This is a genomic window from Kocuria kalidii (assembly GCF_044462225.1).
GTDB lineage: Bacteria > Actinomycetota > Actinomycetes > Actinomycetales > Micrococcaceae > Kocuria > Kocuria kalidii.
On sequence record NZ_JBISWJ010000010.1, the window covers coordinates 17,182 to 33,780 of the forward strand.

Here is a 16,599-nt window from a genome sequence, read left to right on the forward strand (position 1 = left end):
GACCACTGAACCGCCTCCCCGCTTTAGGAGACCCCATGCTGTTCCACCACCACGGGTACGTGTCCACGGACCCCCGCGTCCAGCCCGCCGCCGGGGTGGGCATCGACCGATCCCCCGAGCTGCCCGAGACCATGGACGTGCTCGTGGTCGGTGCAGGCCCCGCCGGCATGACGGCCACCGCCCAGCTGGCCAGCTTCCCGGACGTCATGACCTGCCTCGTCGACCGCCGCCCCGACCGTCTGGAGATCGGCCAGGCCGACGGCATCCAGGCCCGCAGCGTCGAGACGTTCCAGGCCTTCGGCTTCGCCCAGGAGATCATCGCCGAGGCGTTCCACCTGAGCGAGATGAACTTCTGGAAGCCGGACCCGGCCGATCCGGAGCACATCGTCCGGACCGCACGGGCCGTGGACGACCCCACGGGGGTCAGCGAGTTCCCGCACCTGATCGTCAACCAGGCGCGCGTGCTGGACTACTTCGCCCGCTTCGCGAAGAACGCCCCGTCCCGGACCGCACCGTACTTCGGCTGGGAGTTCGTCAAGCTCGAGGTCGGCGAGGGGGAGTACCCGGTCGCCGTCACCCTGAAGCGCACCGGCGACCAGCCGGAGGGCGGCACGAGCCCGGGCGAGGAGCGCGTCGTGCGCACCAAGTACGTCGTGGGCGGCGACGGCGCGCACTCGAAGGTCCGCCGGGACATCGGGGCCCAGCACGTCGGAGCCGTGTCCTACCACGCGTGGGGCGTCATGGACGTCCTGGCCGAGACCGATTTCCCGGACATCCGCACCAAGTGCGCCATCCAGTCCAAGCACGGATCGATCCTGCACATCCCGCGCGAGGGCGGCTTCCTGTTCCGCATGTACGTGGACCTGGGCGAGGTCACCGCGGAGGACTCCGGCGCGGTCCGCAGGACCCCGATCGAGTCGATCGTCGCCCAGGCCAACCAGATCGTCACGCCCTACACCGTGGACGTCAAGGACGTGGCGTGGTGGAGCGTCTACGAGGTCGGCCACCGGGTGACGGACCGTTTCGACGACGTCCCCACGGAGGAGGCGGGGCAGCGCAGCCCGCGGGTGTTCATCGCCGGCGACGCCTGCCACACCCACTCGGCCAAGGCAGGCCAGGGCATGAACGTCTCCATCCAGGACGCGTTCAACCTGGGCTGGAAGCTGGGCCACGTGCTGGCCGGGCTGAGCCCGGAGTCGCTGCTGTCCACCTACTCGGCCGAGCGCCAGCCGGTGGCCCAGAACCTCATCGACTTCGACCGGGAGTGGTCCTCCATGATGGCCGCCAAGCCGGAGGAGCTGGAGAGTGCGTCCGCGCTGGAGGACTTCTACCAGAAGACCGCCGAGTTCCCGGCGGGTTTCATGACGGAGTACCCGGCCGGGCTGCTCGTGGGCGGGGCGACGCACCAGGACCTCGCCACGGGCTTCCCTCTCGGCAAGCGGTTCAAGGCCCATCCGGTCAAGCGCGTCTCGGACACCAACCCGAAGTTCCTCGGCCACCAGCACACCGCCGACGGACGGTGGCGGATCTACGCCTTCGCCGACGCCGCCGTCTCCACGGCCGAGGACTCGGCGCTGCGGGCCTGGGCCGAGTGGATGGACTCCCCGGAGTCACCGGTGCACCGGTTCACCCCGGACGGCCAGGACCTCGACGCCCTGTTCGACCTCAACGTGGTCTACCAGCAGCCGCACGAGGAGGTGGACCTGATGCGGGCCCCGTCCGTGTTCCGCCCGAAGGTGGGCAGGTTCCGGATCTCCAACCTGAACAAGGTGTGGGGTGTCGACCCGGAGAGCGACATCTACGAGGCCCGCGGCCTGAGCCGGGACGGCGTGGTCGTGGTGGTCCGCCCGGACCAGTACGTCGCCCACGTGCTGCCGCTGACCGCGACCGCCGAGCTGTCGGACTTCCTGTCGCGGATCTTCACCCCCTGACCGGTCACGGCGACCTGCGCCCACGCCTCCCGCCGTCGACACCTCCGAGGTGATCGTGCGCCGGTCCCGGCACCCCGGCCGGGCCGACCGGGGCCGGGGGCGGCCGCCCCCTCGTCGGCTCCCCTCGGGCGGGGCGGACGGGCGTGCAGCACGCGCGCGCCCGGCGCCGTGGGCGGCCCGCCCCGTGATCCGCCGAGGGGACCGCCTTCCGTCCGGGACGGCACGACCCGGGTCCGCTGACGACCAGGTGGACCACGGGTCGTGCCCGGGGCCTTACACCACCCGGGCGTCGATGAGGGCCGGGCCGTCCGCCTGCAGCGCGCGCCGGTAGGCGCCGTCGAACTCCTCCCGAGAGGTCGTGCGGGTGGCGGGCACCCCGTATCCCCGGGCGAGGGACACGAAGTCGATCTCGCCCAGGACCAGGCCCGGCACGTCGGGCACGCCCATGCGCTGGGCGAACCCGGCCAGCGCGCCGTACCCGGAGTTGTTGACGATCACGAACACCGTGCGGGTGCCCCGCTGCGCCGCCGTGTACAGCGCGGTGATGCCGTAGTTCGCGGACCCGTCGCCGACGGTGGCCACGACGGTCGCCTCCGGCTCGGCGAGGGAGATCCCGACGGCGGCCGGCAGACCGAAGCCGAGGCCGCCGGAGGCGGGGAAGTGGTACCCGCCCGGCCGGTCGATCGCAATCCGCTCGAGATACTCCAGGTCGAGGGTGGTGGTCTCGTTGACGTAGACGACCCGGTCGTGGACGTGCTGGTTCAGGACCTCGAGGATCTCTGTTCCCGTCATCCCGTCCGGGGAGGTCCTCGCCGCGGGCAGCCGGCGCTCCGGACGCCGGGCACCACGGTCCCGCACCCTCTCCGCCAGCACGGTGACGACGCCGGCAACATCGGCCACGACTGCCCGGCCGAAGGGTGCGCGGGTGGCCTCGGACGGGTCCTGCGTCACCTGCCAGACCTGCGTGCCGGGCTCGAGGTAGTCTCCCGGCTCCCACCGGTGGTAGCGGAACACCGGTGCGCCGAGCACGAGCACCGTGTCGTGTCCGGACAGTTGACGGCGCACCGACTCGATGCCCGGGACCATGACGCCGCCGAAGTTGGGGTGGGTGGTGGGAAACGGCGCACGCGACGGTGACGGCGCCACGTACACCGTCGCATCGGCGTGCTCGGCCAGCCGGACCACGGCCTCGAAGACCGCGGGATCCCCGACGGCGGCTGCGTCGACCTGGGGCCCCAGCACCAGCGCCGGGCTCCGTGCGTCGTCGACGGCGGCGAGCAGCTCACGGGCGATCCGCTCGGGCGGCGCACCCGCTGTGGTCACCGAGCGTTCGACGAGCAGGGCGTCATCGGGAAGGGCCGGTTCGCTCCAGTCGTCCAGTGGGACCGACACGTAGACAGGACCTCGTGGATGGGTGGTGGCCTCGAGCACGGCCTGGGACAGGGTGCGGGGCACGTCCGCGGCGGACAGTGGTTCGTGCGCGTACTTGGTCAGCGGGTAGGTCAGCATTCCCGCCTCCATGTTGGCGAGCATGGCCTGCTGCCCGACCGTGCGCCGGACCTGCTGGCCGGCCAGGAGCACCAGCGGCACGTGCGCGTACCGGGCGTTGGTCAGCGCGCCCATGGCGTTGCCGGTTCCGGACGCGGCGTGCAGGTTCACGAGGACCGGCCTGCCGGTCGCGCGGGAATAGCCCTCGGCCATGCCCACCACCACCTGCTCGTGCAGTCCGAGCACGAAGTCGAAGTCCTCGTCCAGTCCGGCCAGGAAGGGCAGCTCGTTGGATCCCGGGTTGCCGAAGATCGTGGTCATCCCGTGCGCACGGAACAGATCCGCGGAGGCCTTCAGCACTGTCCTGTCGTCTTCCATCATTCGACTCCGATCACTTGGGTGGTGCAGCGTGGCCGCTTCGTTCCGCCAGATGGCCTCGAGGACGGCTGGAGGCCCTCCGGGTCGGTCCGGCCGAGGACCCGGGTGGCGGAGCTGCGGGCCCCGGGCCTGTCGGAGGGCGAGTCCCGCACGACGTCTCTGCTCCACCTGCTGGGGGAGCGGGCCGTCCTCCTGCACAAGGTATCCCGTGTCCGCTCCGAGGGCCTCGCCCCATGCCCGGAGAAGTTCCCGGAGACCGGCCGCCCACCCAGCACGCAAGGAGGTGCCCCGGGGCGGAAGCCGCGGGGCAGTCGGTTCCCACCGACGGGCATCGACCGTCCACGACGGCGTCCTCGTCGTCCTGCACCCACCGTGCACCGCTCCCGGGGGGTGGCCACGACAGGGCGGGTCTCGACACCACGTCGAGAGAGCAAACTCTGCACCAGGGGCCAAATCGCATGCGCTGGCGGTCAAGTCGATGCGCCCGGCGACGCCGATAGTTGAAGACACGCCCGGGACGTCCGGATCCCGGGGGCGATCCAGGAGGACCCGTGAGCCGAGCCGACGTCATCGTCACCAATGCTGTCGTCCACACCATGGACCCGGAGCGGCCGAGTGCGACGGCCTTCGCTGTCGCCGACGGCCGCATCCTGGTCGTCGGATCCGACGACGACGTGCGCGCCACGGCCGGAGCCGGCACCAGGATTATCGATCTCGCCGGCGCAACCGTGATCCCCGGTCTCGTCGACGTGCACAACCACCACCTCATGGCGGGTGAGGCGGACCTGTACCAGCTGGCCTTCGCACCGACCACCACCTTCGACGAGGTCATCGAGGCGGTGCGCGGCTACTCCGCCGGGCTGGCACCGGACGCATGGGTCATCGGCGAGGCGTTCGGAAGCCTGCTGATCGAGGACTTCTCGAAGAGCTCGGCCCGGGAGCGGCTCGACGAGGCGGCGGGCGGACGGCCCGTCGCCCTCACGGACGACAGCCACCACAACCGCTTCGCCAGCACCCGCGCCCTGGAACTGGCGGGGATCACCGCGGACACCCCCGACCCGGACCAGGGGCACATCGTCCGCGACCCCGAGACGGGGGAGCCGACGGGTCTGCTGCTCGAGTCCGCGACCATCGCCCTGACGGAAGCGGTGGACGCCGGACTGCAGCGCACCCCGGAGCGATATCGCGCTGCGAGCCGGCGGGCGCTCGAGATCCTGCACTCCTACGGAGTCACCGCCTTCCAGGATGCCGCGGCCACGGTGGAGATCATGGGGGCGCTGCGCGACCTCGACGAGGCGGGCGACCTCCAGGCCTGGGTCTCCTCCTGCATGCTGTCCTCGGGGTTCCTCTTCGCCAACACTCCCTTCGGCGACGAGCTCGTCGCCCGTGGCGAGGAGTTCCGCACGACACATCACCGGCCGGACTTCGTCAAGGTGGCCCTCGACGGTGTGCCGCCGACCTACACCGGAGCCTTCCTCACCCCCTATCTCGAGACGCCCGAACACGGTCACGAGCACTGCGGAGTGACGACGATGGAGCCCGCGGAACTCGAGGACTGGCTGCTCCGCACGGCGGCGCGCGGGCTCGGCGCGAAGATCCACTGCACCGGAGACGCGTCGGTGCGAGTGGCACTGGATGCCATCGAGGCGGTCCGCGCTGCGGGGCATCGTGAGCCGAAGTACCACATCGCGCACGGCCAGTTCGTGCATCCCGACGACCGGCCGCGGTTCGCCTCCCTGGACGTGGCCGCTGACATCTCGCCGTACCTCTGGTTCCCCGGCGTCATCCCCGACGCCATCGCCAACGTCCGGCCCGCCGCTGAGGCGAGCCGGCTGCAGCCGAACCGTGATCTCCTCGACCTCGGCGTGCTGGTGGCAGGAGGTTCGGACTGGCCCGTGAGCGTGTCCCCGAACCCGTGGGAGGGCATCCAGGGCCTCGTGACCCGGGCGGATCCGCTCGGCCGTGCGCCCGGCACCCTGTGGATCGAGCAGGCGGTCACGCTCGAGGAGGCGCTCGAGATCTTCACCATCAACGGCGCGAGGGCCATGGGCCTGGACGACGTGACCGGCTCCCTCCGTGCCGGCAAGTCCGCCGACTTCGCCGTGCTCAACCAGGACCCCTTCGCCGTGCCGGCGGACCGCATCGTCGACACGCACGCCGTCGAGACCTGGTTCGCCGGCCGACGCGTCCACACCCACGCGTGAGCCCCGGTCGCTCCACCCCTGTTCCACGTGCGAACACACCGAGGAGACCAGCACCTGCGCACGGCCCCGTGCCGGGGCCAGCAGCAGCTCGGTAGAGCCGCTCCGGCGGTCGCCGGAGCGGTGCGGCGCCGACAGCGGGCGTCCTCGTGCCCTGCCCGAGGCAGGAGTCCGGTCTCTCCGCGCCGGCGGCGGTGGTTCGACCCGTCGACGGCCTGGAATCCTGCGGGCAGGCTGGTTCCGTGGACGCACCGGTGCACCGGTTGCCCCCGCCGGCGCAGGACGATCGGCTCCCGGTACTCCGTGGCGCGCTCGCCGGCCCGGTGGGAGGGACGTGCTCAGGCGGGGCGGCGGGTGCGGCTCTCGTGCACGCCGTGGGCGACCGCCAGCAGCTCCCGCGCGGAGTCCTCCCACGAGTAGGCCCGTGCGCGGCCGAGACCGGCCAGCACCTGGGCCCGGGCCCCGGCCGGGTCCCCGAGCGCGCGCACGGCCGCGGCGAACCCGGCGTCGTCGTCGGCCCCGGCGTAGGCCGCGCCGTCCCCGGCGACCTCCCGGAAGATCGGCAGGTCGCTGCACACCACGGGGGTGCCCGCCGCGAGCGCCTCCACCAGCGGCAGCCCGTAGCCCTCGGCGTGCGAGGCGTGCAGTAGGGCGGCGGCCTCGGCGAGCAGGTCGGCGTACTCGGCCTCGTCCACGCCGTCGTGGAACACGACGTGCGCCCCGTCCGGGACGAGGGCCTGGAGCTGCGCCCGGCGGGCGGGATCGATGCGGGAGAGCAGGTGCAGCTCGTGGTCCGGGAGCCGCCCCGCCGCGCGCAGCAGGGTCTCCACGTTCTTGTAGGGCAGGAAGGAGCCCATGTAGAGGAGCTTCCGGCCGCGGCGCGGCAGCCGGTCCAGCGCCTGGTCCGGGGTGAGCACGGTGCCGGGCTGGGGGGCGTTGGGCACCACGTGCACCGGGCGGCGGGTGAGCCGGTGGGCGGCGATCAGGTCGCGGGTGGTGTGCGAGACGGTCACCACGGCGTCGGCGCGGTCCAGCAGGACCCGCTGGGGCCACCAGGCCCGGTGGTACAGCCGCCAGCCCGCGCGCACGGCGGCCGGCAGGTCCGCGGGCGGCTGCGGGTGGTCGTAGTAGATGAGGTCGTGCAGGGTGAGGAGCAGTCCGTGCCGGCGGCCCGCGGAGCCCATGGTCTGCATCGGGGAGAACACGACGTCGGGGGCGCAGCGGTTGAGCACCAGCGCCGTGGCGGCCTCGGCCGCGGACACGGGGGAGGGGCCGAGGACGTGGGGGACGTCCGGGAGCACCTCGAGCTGGCGGGGGTCGCTGACGAGCATCGCCAGCTCCAGGTCGGAGGAGGCGCCGGCGAGCCCGGCCACGGCCTCGACCAGGCTCGCGCCGTAGCGGCTGATCCCGTCGTGGCGGCCCGTGCGGGTGTAGCGGGCGTCCATGAGCAGTCTCACCGGCGTCCCCTGCGTTCTCGCCGGTCCTGCCGCTCGTGCCGTCCTCGTGGTCCTCGCCGCACGATGCGCTGCAGGCCGGTGAACTGGGCGGTGTCGGGGGCCGCGAGATCGGCGGCGGGCAGCCGCGCGTGCAGCGTCGGCGGCTCCCCGGCCGTCCCGGGCGCGGACCCGGGGCCCGGCTCGTGCGTCGGCTCGGGGGCGGGGGACGAGAGGAAGTCGTGGACCAGTTCGGCGGTGCGCCCGGGCGCCTCGTAGTGCACGAGGTGGCCGACGCCGTCGATGACCTCGAGGCGGTGGCGGGGGATCCAGGAGGCCATCCGCCGCTGCGCGGGCACCGAGCCCAGCTCGTCCTCGGCGCCGACGACCAGCAGCGTCGGCATGGACAGCTGCATCGCGACCTCCGCGACCGTGTGCGAGACCGACGCCCGGTACGCCTCCAGCAGCACGTCCCGGTCCGCGAAGGCGGAGAAGTACGCCCGGTGCTGGTGGCGCACGTAGCCGCGGACCCGCGGGTCCTGCGACCGGGTCAGCACCCGGCTCATCGTGTCCGTGACGAACCCGCTGGAGAGCAGCCGGTGGCCCAGCCGCCGGGGCAGGGCCCGCCCCAGCCGGTAGTAGGCGACGGTGAGGCGGCTCAGCAGCGCCTGCTCGCCCTCGAGGGCGGGCTCGCAGATCGGGTTGACGAGCACGAGCCGCTCGACCATCGCCGGGTGGGCCGCGGCGAAGTGCGCGGCGACCACGGAGCCGAAGGAGTGGCCCAGCACGGCGACGCCGTGCGGGGCGTCGTCGTGCACCGCCCCGTCCGTGAGGGCCTCGACGAGAGCGCGCAGGAAGTCCGCGTAGCCGGCGATGTCGTGGGGCCGGTCCGGGAACGGCTCGGACCGGCCGAAGCCGGGCAGGTCGGGGACGACGACGTGGTAGCGCGTGCGGAGCCGGTCCGCGATCAGCTGCAGGCCGTGGTGGTCGCCGCGGAACCCGTGCACGAGCACGAGCAGCGGTTTGGGGGCCCGGTCGGCGTCGTAGAACCAGTAGCGCACCTTGTGCCCGTCCAGCACCACGCTGCGCCGCTCGGCCCAGGGGTTGCGCACCGTGCTCCCCGGCACGTCGGCGTCGTGCCCCGCGCCCGTGGGCGTGCCGCCGTCCGCTGCCGTCATGGTTCCTCCCCGCGGGCCCGTCGGGCGCCCGGTGCGTCCCGGCCCGCTGTCGATGCTAGCGGCCGCCGCGCACGGGCGGGCGGTGGGCCGTGCTGGGCTAGGATGGGACGGATTCCAGCACCGTCGGCGCACCGCCGGGCATCCGTGATGCCCGCGTGCCGCCCCCGGGACCGCGCGCCGCCCGTTCCGTGGGCCGGCGGCGGTCCACGACCGCGAAGGCGAGGACCGTGACCGAACAGCAGCACACGACCGAGAGCACCGGGTACGACTTCCGCGCCATCGAGGCGGCGTGGCCGTCGTTCTGGGCGGAGCAGCAGGTCTACGCGCCCGTCGACGACGGCTCGCGGGAGCGCCGCTACGTCCTGGACATGTTCCCGTACCCCTCGGGCGACCTGCACATGGGGCACGCCGAGGCCTTCGCGATGGGCGACGTGGTGGCCCGGTACTGGCGCCAGCGCGGCTACGACGTGCTGCACCCGATCGGGTGGGACTCCTTCGGGCTGCCCGCGGAGAACGCGGCGATCAAGCGCGACGCGCACCCGGCGGAGTGGACCTACGCCAACATCGAGACGCAGAAGGCGTCCTTCCAGCGCTACGCCATCAGTGCGGACTGGTCCCGGGAGATCCACACCTCCGACCCCGAGTACTACCGGTGGACGCAGTGGCTGTTCCTGCAGTTCCACCGCAAGGGCCTGGCCTACCGGAAGAACTCCCCGGTCAACTGGTGCCCCAGGGACCAGACCGTGCTCGCCAACGAGCAGGTGGTCGACGGGGCCTGCGAGCGCTGCCACACCCCGGTGACGAAGAAGGCCCTGAACCAGTGGTACTTCAAGATCACCGACTACGCCGACCGGTTGCTCGAGGACATGTCCGCGCTGGAGGGGCACTGGCCCGAGCGCGTGCTGGCCATGCAGCGCAACTGGATCGGGCGCTCCGAGGGCGCCCACGTGCGCTTCGCGATCGAGGGCGCCGGCGAGGACGGGACGGACCGGGAGGTGACTGTGTTCACGACCCGGCCGGACACCCTCTACGGCGCCACGTTCTTCGTGGTCGCCGCGGACGCGGACCTGGCCGGGGAGGTCGTCGCCCCCGAGCACGCCGGGGAGCTGGCCGCCTACCGCGAGCAGGTCAAGGCGCTGTCCGACATCGAGCGCCAGGCCACGGACCGGCAGAAGACCGGCGTCTTCCTGGGCCGCCACGCCGTCAACCCCCTCAACGGCGAGAGGCTGCCCGTGTGGGCCGCGGACTACGTGCTGGCCGACTACGGCACCGGTGCGATCATGGCCGTGCCCGCCCACGACCAGCGCGACCTCGACTTCGCCCGCACCTTCGACCTGCCCGTGCGCGCGGTGCTGGACACCGGCGAGGAGGACCCGGCCGTCACCGGGACCGCCACCACGGGCGAGGGCACCCTGATCAACTCGGGCGAGCTGTCCGGGCTGGCGAAGGCCGAGGCGGTCGAGCGCGCCATCGGCCTGGTCGAGGCCGCCGGGACGGGCAACCGCCAGGTCAACTTCCGGCTGCGGGACTGGCTGCTGTCCCGCCAGCGCTTCTGGGGCGCCCCCATCCCGATCGTGCACTGCCCGGACTGCGGCGAGGTGCCGGTGCCCGAGGAGCAGCTGCCCGTGCGGCTGCCCGAGGACCTGCGCGGCGAGCAGCTCGCGCCCAAGGGCCGGTCGCCGCTCGCGGCGGCCGAGGACTGGGTCAACGTCGCCTGCCCCGCCTGCGGGGGCCCCGCGCTGCGGGACACCGACACCATGGACACCTTCGTGGACTCCTCCTGGTACTACCTGCGCTTCGCCTCCCCGAACGACGAGAACGCCGCGTTCGACCTCGAGGAGACCCGCAAGTGGCTGCCCGTGGACCAGTACGTGGGCGGGGTGGAGCACGCGATCCTGCACCTGCTCTACTCCCGGTTCTTCACCAAGGTGCTCTTCGACCTGGGCCTGGTGGACTTCACCGAGCCGTTCAAGGCGCTGCTGAACCAGGGGCAGGTGCTCAACGGGGGCCGGGCGATGTCCAAGTCCCTGGGCAACGGCGTGGACCTGGGCGAGCAGCTCGACCGGTTCGGCGTGGACGCCGTGCGCCTGACCATGGTCTTCGCCTCCCCGCCCGAGGACGACGTGGACTGGGCCGACGTGTCCCCGCAGGGCTCCCAGAGGTTCCTGGCCCGCGCCTGGCGCCTGGCCCAGGACGTGGCCTCCGAGCCCGGCACCGACCCGGCCGACGGGGACCGGTCCGTGCGCCGGGCGACCCACCGGGCCGTCCACGACGCCGCCCAGCTGCTCGACGCCGCGAAGTTCAACGTGGTGATCGCCAAGACCATGGAGCTCGTCAACGTGGTCCGCAAGGCCATCGACGCCGGCTGCGGTCCGGCCGACCCCGCCGTGCGCGAGGCCGTCGAGGCCGTCGCGGTCCTCCTGTCGCTGGTCGCCCCGTACACGGCCGAGGACATGTGGCACGGCCTGGGCCACGAGGGCTCCGTGGTGGTCGCCGGCTGGCCCGCGGTCGACCCGGAGCTGCTGGTGGACGACACCGTCACCGCCGTGGTGCAGATCAAGGGCAAGGTCCGGGACCGGCTCGAGGTGCCCGCCGACATCGGCGAGGACGCCCTGCGCGAGCTGGCCCTGGGCTCGGAGACGATCCGCCGCCAGCTGGGCGACGCGGAGATCCGCAAGGTGATCGTGCGCGCGCCCAAGCTCGTCAACATCGTGGCCTGAGCCCGGTTCCCCGGGGCGGGGAGCGCACCGGGAACGCACCGGCGGTTCCTCGGGCCCGGGCGGCCGCTCCGGGTCCGGTCCCGGTCCTCGTCGGCCCCGCTCCCGGCGCCGGCCGGGGCTGAGCCGGCGTCCGGGCTGCACAGGCCACTCCTCGGGGACCGGGCGTCCCCACCGGCACCCCGGGCAGGACGCCCGGGCGCCCTCCCGGGTTGGCTGGGGCCATGACCGGCACCGTGCCGCGCGCCCGACGTCGCGCGACCCCCACCCCGCCCGAGCCCGCCACGGGGCCCACGACCCCCGCCGCACCCGGGACCGGGAGCGCGTCCGGGACCACGGGCTGCACGGCGCCGGCCGAGCGGCTGGCCGCGCTCCTGGCCGAGGCCGGCACCGCCCCCGCCGCTCCGGGCACGGACCCGCCCGCCGGCCACCGGAGCGGCGGCGCACCGTCCGGGACGGTCCCCGCCCACCGCTGGGAGGTCGCCACAAGGACCCGGGTCCCGCCCTCGTTGCTGCTGATCGCCCTGCTGGCGCTGGCCGGGCTCGCCTGGACGGTCCTGGGTCCCGGCGCGGCCGGGCCGGATCCGGACGCCGCCGCGCTGCCGGCCATCGCCGAGGCGGACCTGGACCCCGGCACCGCAGCCGGCGCCCCGAACGGCGCCCCGAGCGGTGCCGGGGCTCCGCCGCCGGGGACGTCCGCCCGGCCGTCGCCAGGACCGACGCTGTACGTGCACGTGACCGGGGAGGTGGCCCGCCCCGGGGTCGTGCCCCTCGAGGCCGGTGCCCGGGTCGTCGACGCCGTCGAGGCCGCGGGAGGGCTCACGGACGGTGCCGTGACCGAGACCGTGAACCTGGCGGCCCCCGTGACGGACGGGCAGCAGGTGCTCGTCCCGGACGCGGACGCGGCCCCCGCCCCGGGCCTCCCTCCCGCCCCCGGGGCACCGGCCGCGACCGGCGAGCAGGGCGGGGCTCCGGCTGCGGCCGGCGTGCAGGGCGCGGCGCCGGCCGGGCTTCTGGACCTCAACACGGCCACGGCGGCGGACCTGGAGACCCTCCCGCGGGTCGGCCCGGTGCTGGCCGGACGGATCGTGGCGTTCCGTGGGGAGCATGGCGGGTTCGCCGCCGTCGCCGACCTCGACGCCGTGCCGGGGATCGGCCCCGCCCTGATGGAGGCCCTCACCCCGCTGGTGACCGTGTGAGGAGCCCCGCCGCCTGGTGGGCCCGCGCCCTGGAGCACCAGGAGCACCGCGACGCCCGCGCCCCGGGCCGCACGTGGGACCTGCGTCTCGTCCCCGCCGCCCTGGGTGCCTGGCTCACGGGCCTGCTCGCCACCACGCACGCCCCGGGGACGGCCGCCGCCGCCGCCGGGCTCTACCTCCTCGCGCTCGTCCTCGGCGCCGCTCTGGTTCCCGCCGGCGTCCGCGCGGTGGTCCGCGCCGGGGTCCGCGCCCACCGGCCCGCCGCGTCCGGCTCCGGGTCGCCGGACCGTCCGGGCACGCCGGAGCGGCCCCGGGTGTGGCGGGCGGTCCCGTGGTCGGCCGTGGCCCTGAGCGCCCTCGCCGTCGCGGCGGNGGTGCTGCTGAGCAGCACCGCCGCCCAGCGCGACACCGCCCACGGCCCCCTCGGGCAGGCCCTCGCCGAGGGAGGCACCCTGTCCGTCACGGCCGAGGTGGTCCAGCCGCCCCGGCGGTGGGCGGCCCCCGCCCCCGGGTCCGCGCCCGCGGGGGAGGATCGCACCGGAGTGGTGCTCGAGCTCGCGCTCGAGCGGGTCACCCACCGGGGACGCAGCACGGCCGTGGACGTCACGGCCACGGTCTTCGCGGACGGCCCCGCGTGGGCCGCCCTCGACCCGGGACAGCGGATCACCGCGGTGCTCGCCGCCGCCCCGTCCCCGCCCGGGGCCCCCGCTCTGCGCGCCGCGGCCCCGCCCGTGCACCTCGCGGCCCGGGAGCCCGACCGGCGGGAGCGCGTCCGGGAGCGCTTCGTCCTCGCCACCGCCGGACTCGGCCCCGACGCCGCGGGACTGCTGCCCGGCATGACCTTCGGCGAGCGCTCGGGACTCGGCGCCGAGCTCGAGCAGGCCATGCGGGACACCGGCCTGACCCACCTGACCGCCGTCTCGGGCGCCAACTGCGCCCTCGTCACGGCCCTGGCCGGGCACGCCGCCCTGTCCCTCGGCGCGGGACGGCGCACCTGCCTCGTCGCCGGCCTCGGCGCGCTGACGGCGTTCGTGCTCCTGGTCGGCCCCGACCCCTCCGTGCTGCGCGCCGCCGTGATGGGAGGGCTCGCCGCACTGAGCCTCCTCACCGGGCGCACCGCCGTGTCCCTGGCGACCCTCGCCGGCGCCGTCGTGGCCCTCGTGGTCGTGCGGCCGGCGCTCGCCGCCGAGTACGGGTTCGTCCTGTCGGTGCTGGCGACCGCCGGCATCGTGGTCACCGGGCGCCCCCTGACGCGGCTGCTCGGCGCGCGGGTCCCGGAGGTGCTCGCCGTGGCGGTCGCCATCCCGGCGACCGCGCAGCTCTGGTGCGCCCCGGTGCTGGTGCTCCTCCAGCCGGCCGTGCCCGTGTACTCGCTGCCGGCCAACGTCCTGGCCGCCCCGCTCGTGCCGGTGGTGACCGTGTGCGGCCTCGCGGGACTGCTGCTGCTGTCCCTGCCGGACGGGGCCGCGGCGGCACAGCTGCCGCTGGGCGTCGGCGCGGTGGGCGCGCGCCTGGTCGCCGGGACCGCCCGGTCCCTGGCTGCGGCCCCGGGGGCACTGGCCCCGTGGCCGCCGGGACCCGCCGGCGTGCTGCTGATGACCGTGCTGAGCACCGCGGCGGTGGCCCTCGTGCACGCCCTCGACGTGCGCCGCCGCCGCCCCGCACCGCCCACCGGCAGCCTGCGGGAGGGCCCGGCCCCGGCCCCCGTGCCCGAGGAGCACTGGCGGGAGCAGGCCCGCCGGCGCCGGGCACGGCGCTCCGCGGTCGCCGGGGCGGTGCTGCTGGCCCTCGCGCTGCTCGCCGTGCGAGCCGTGCTGGACGCCCACCGCCCGCCGCCGGCGTGGGAGGCCGTGCTCTGCGACGTCGGGCAGGGCGACGCCGTGCTCCTGCGCACCGCCCCCGGGCGGGCGGTCCTGGTGGACACCGGCCCCGATCCGCGCTCCCTGGAACGGTGTCTGCGGCGCAGCGGCGTCGACCACCTGGACCTCGTCGTCCTCAGCCACGCCCACGCCGACCACACCGGCGGCCTGCCCGCCCTCGCCCGGCACGGGGGGACCGACGAGGTCTGGTACGCCACGGCCACGGCCGCACCGCCGGACGAGCTCGCCGCGGCCCTGCCCGGCACGCCCGCCCGCCGCCCGGCCCCGGGAGAGACCCGGACCCTGGGCGGACTGCACCTGACCGTCCTCGCCCCCGAGCCGACCCACTTGGGCCGCCGGTCCGACCCCACCTCCTCCGACGAGAACAACGCCTCCCTCGTGCTGCGCGCCGAGCTGACCGGCGCCGACGGCAGCACCACCTCCTGGCTGCTCACCGGAGACCTCGAGGAGGAGGGGGCGAGCGCCCTCCTGCGCACCGCCGGCCCGCTCGTGGACGTCGACGTCCTCAAGCTCTCCCACCACGGCGCCCGCAACGGGGGCACCGCCGTCATCGACGCCGCGAGCCCCCGCCTGGCCGTCGCCTCCGTCGGCCGGGACAACGGCTACGGCCACCCGCACCCCCGCATCCTCGCCCACCTGCAGAGCCGGGGCGTTCCCCTCGTGCGCACCGACGAGCACGGCGGGGCCTACCTGCTGCGGGAGGGGCAGCGGCTGCGCGCCGTACCGGCCGACCCCTGACGCCCGGACGTGAGAAGCTGGAGACCACCCCAGCACGCGGCGGCCCGCCCGGCCCCCGCCACCATAGGAGGACCCGGCCATGACCCCAGCACGGCGCCCCGCACCCGCCGCCGGACCCACCTGGCGCGACGTCGAGCCCACCCCGCTCGTGCTGCTCACCGGACCCGAGGACTACCTCGCCGCCCGCGCCCGCGACCACGTCCGCAGCGTCCTCCAGGACCGGCGCGGACCCGTCGAGCTCTCCACCGTCGACGCCGCCGCCTACGCCCCCGGACAGCTCGCGGCGCTCGCCAGCCCCTCCCTGTTCGACGACGCCAAGCTCATCCACGTCCGCAACCTCGCCGCCATGAACGACGACTGCCTCGCCGACGGCCTCGCCTACGTCCAGGCCCCCGACCCGGACGTCGTCGTGCTCTGGGAGCACAGCGGCGGCAACCGCGGCAAGAAGCTCCTCGACGCCCTCCGGGCCGCCGGCGCCGCCGTCGTCGACTGCAAGCCCCTCAAGAACGACCGGGACAAGACCGACTTCATCGTCACCGAGTTCCGCACCCACCGGCGCCGCATCGACCCCGACGCCGCCCGCGCGCTCGCGGCGGCCGTGGGCAGCAGCACGGCCGAGCTGGCCGCCGCCTGCTCCCAGCTGCTCTCCGACGGCCCCGAGAGCATCAGCTTCGACGACGTCGAGAAGTACTACGGCGGCCGCGTCGAGGCGACCGCCTTCAAGGTGGCGGACGCCGCGCTGGCCGGCCGGGCCGAGAACGCGCTCAAGCTGTGGCGCCAGGCCCTGGACACCGGCGTGGACCCCGTCCCGATGGTCGGGGCGCTGGCCGCCAAGCTGCGCACGATCGCCCAGGTGCACGGGACCCGCGGCGGGGCGGGTCAGCTGGCCCAGCGCATCGGGGCGGCCCCGTGGCAGGTCGAGCGCGCGCAGGACGAGTCCCGCCGCTTCTCCGAGGAGGACCTCGTGCAGGCCCTGCGGGCCCTGGCCGAGGCCGACGCCCAGGTCAAGGGGGAGGGGCGGGACCCGGCCTACGCGGTCGAGCGGGCCATCACGACGATCGCCCTCTCGGGCCGGCGCTGAGCCGCGGCACCCGGGCACGACGGAGGCCCCGTCCCTGGTCGGGACGGGGCCTCCGTGCGCTCCGCCGGTGCGGCGGGCGTGGTCCGCGGGGGACCGGGATCAGATCTTGGCGACCAGCTTGGCCAGACCGGACTTCTTGTTGGCCGCGTTGTTCTTGTGCAGCACGCCCTTGCTGACGGCCTTGTCGAGCTTGCGCGAGACGACGCGCAGGGCGTCCTGGGCGGTCTCCTTGTCGGAGGAGCTGACGGCGTCGTCGACGCGGCGGACCAGCGTCTTCAGCTCGGACTTGTACGCGTTGTTGCGCAGGCGCGCCTTCTCGTTGGTGAGGTTGCGCTTCTTCTGTGACTTGATGTTGGCCACGTATAACTCCTTGGC

The 16,599-nt window shown here is 74.6% G+C and carries 10 protein-coding genes; 6 read left to right on the plus strand and 4 right to left on the minus strand.

Annotated elements, in window-relative coordinates:
- The first annotated feature begins 35 nt into the window (after window positions 1–35).
- Window positions 36–1,931, plus strand: coding sequence for an FAD-dependent monooxygenase (locus ACH9D3_RS01600; RefSeq protein WP_396409607.1), 1,896 nt, complete (start codon window positions 36–38; stop codon window positions 1,929–1,931).
- A 273-nt stretch (window positions 1,932–2,204) separates the two neighbouring features.
- Here ACH9D3_RS01600 and mdlC read toward each other — a convergent pair whose 3' ends face one another.
- Window positions 2,205–3,800 (minus strand): benzoylformate decarboxylase, encoded by a 1,596-nt coding sequence (gene mdlC / locus ACH9D3_RS01605; RefSeq protein WP_396409608.1) that lies wholly within the window; start codon window positions 3,798–3,800, stop codon window positions 2,205–2,207.
- Window positions 3,801–4,348: 548 nt separating this feature from the next.
- Between mdlC and ACH9D3_RS01610 the strand changes: the two genes are divergently transcribed.
- Complete coding sequence (locus tag ACH9D3_RS01610) at window positions 4,349–6,001, plus strand: amidohydrolase family protein (protein ID WP_396409609.1); 1,653 nt, start codon at window positions 4,349–4,351, stop codon at window positions 5,999–6,001.
- 335 nt (window positions 6,002–6,336) lie between these two features.
- Here the strand turns inward: ACH9D3_RS01610 and ACH9D3_RS01615 are convergent, their stop codons facing one another.
- Both ACH9D3_RS01615 and ACH9D3_RS01620 read right to left on the minus strand, forming a co-directional pair.
- The gene (locus ACH9D3_RS01615) at window positions 6,337–7,455 is read right to left on the minus strand and encodes a glycosyltransferase (protein ID WP_396409610.1); all 1,119 of its coding nucleotides are present in this window, start codon (window positions 7,453–7,455) and stop codon (window positions 6,337–6,339) included.
- Window positions 7,452–8,609, minus strand: coding sequence for an alpha/beta fold hydrolase (locus ACH9D3_RS01620; protein WP_396398141.1), 1,158 nt, complete (start codon window positions 8,607–8,609; stop codon window positions 7,452–7,454). Before ACH9D3_RS01620 ends, ACH9D3_RS01615 begins: the two co-directional genes overlap by 4 nt.
- Window positions 8,610–8,836: 227 nt before the next feature.
- Between ACH9D3_RS01620 and leuS the strand changes: the two genes are divergently transcribed.
- The 4 genes from leuS to holA all read left to right on the plus strand — a co-directional run bounded on the left by leuS (window position 8,837) and on the right by holA (window position 16,224).
- The gene (leuS, locus tag ACH9D3_RS01625; RefSeq protein ID WP_396409611.1) at window positions 8,837–11,329 is read left to right on the plus strand and encodes a leucine--tRNA ligase; all 2,493 of its coding nucleotides are present in this window, start codon (window positions 8,837–8,839) and stop codon (window positions 11,327–11,329) included.
- Window positions 11,330–11,550: 221 nt separating this feature from the next.
- Window positions 11,551–12,525 (plus strand): helix-hairpin-helix domain-containing protein, encoded by a 975-nt coding sequence (locus ACH9D3_RS01630; protein WP_396409612.1) that lies wholly within the window; start codon window positions 11,551–11,553, stop codon window positions 12,523–12,525.
- Window positions 12,526–13,361: 836 nt separating this feature from the next.
- Window positions 13,362–15,143 (plus strand): ComEC/Rec2 family competence protein, encoded by a 1,782-nt coding sequence (locus ACH9D3_RS01635; protein ID WP_449555774.1) that lies wholly within the window; start codon window positions 13,362–13,364, stop codon window positions 15,141–15,143.
- A 79-nt stretch (window positions 15,144–15,222) separates the two neighbouring features.
- Window positions 15,223–16,224 (plus strand): DNA polymerase III subunit delta, encoded by a 1,002-nt coding sequence (gene holA, locus ACH9D3_RS01640; RefSeq protein WP_396409614.1) that lies wholly within the window; start codon window positions 15,223–15,225, stop codon window positions 16,222–16,224.
- A gap of 99 nt (window positions 16,225–16,323) precedes the next feature.
- Here holA and rpsT read toward each other — a convergent pair whose 3' ends face one another.
- Window positions 16,324–16,584 carry a 30S ribosomal protein S20 gene (gene rpsT / locus ACH9D3_RS01645; protein ID WP_396398146.1) on the minus strand — a complete coding sequence of 87 codons (261 nt, stop codon included), beginning with the start codon at window positions 16,582–16,584 and terminating at the stop codon, window positions 16,324–16,326.
- Between the last annotated feature and the right edge of the window lie 15 nt (window positions 16,585–16,599).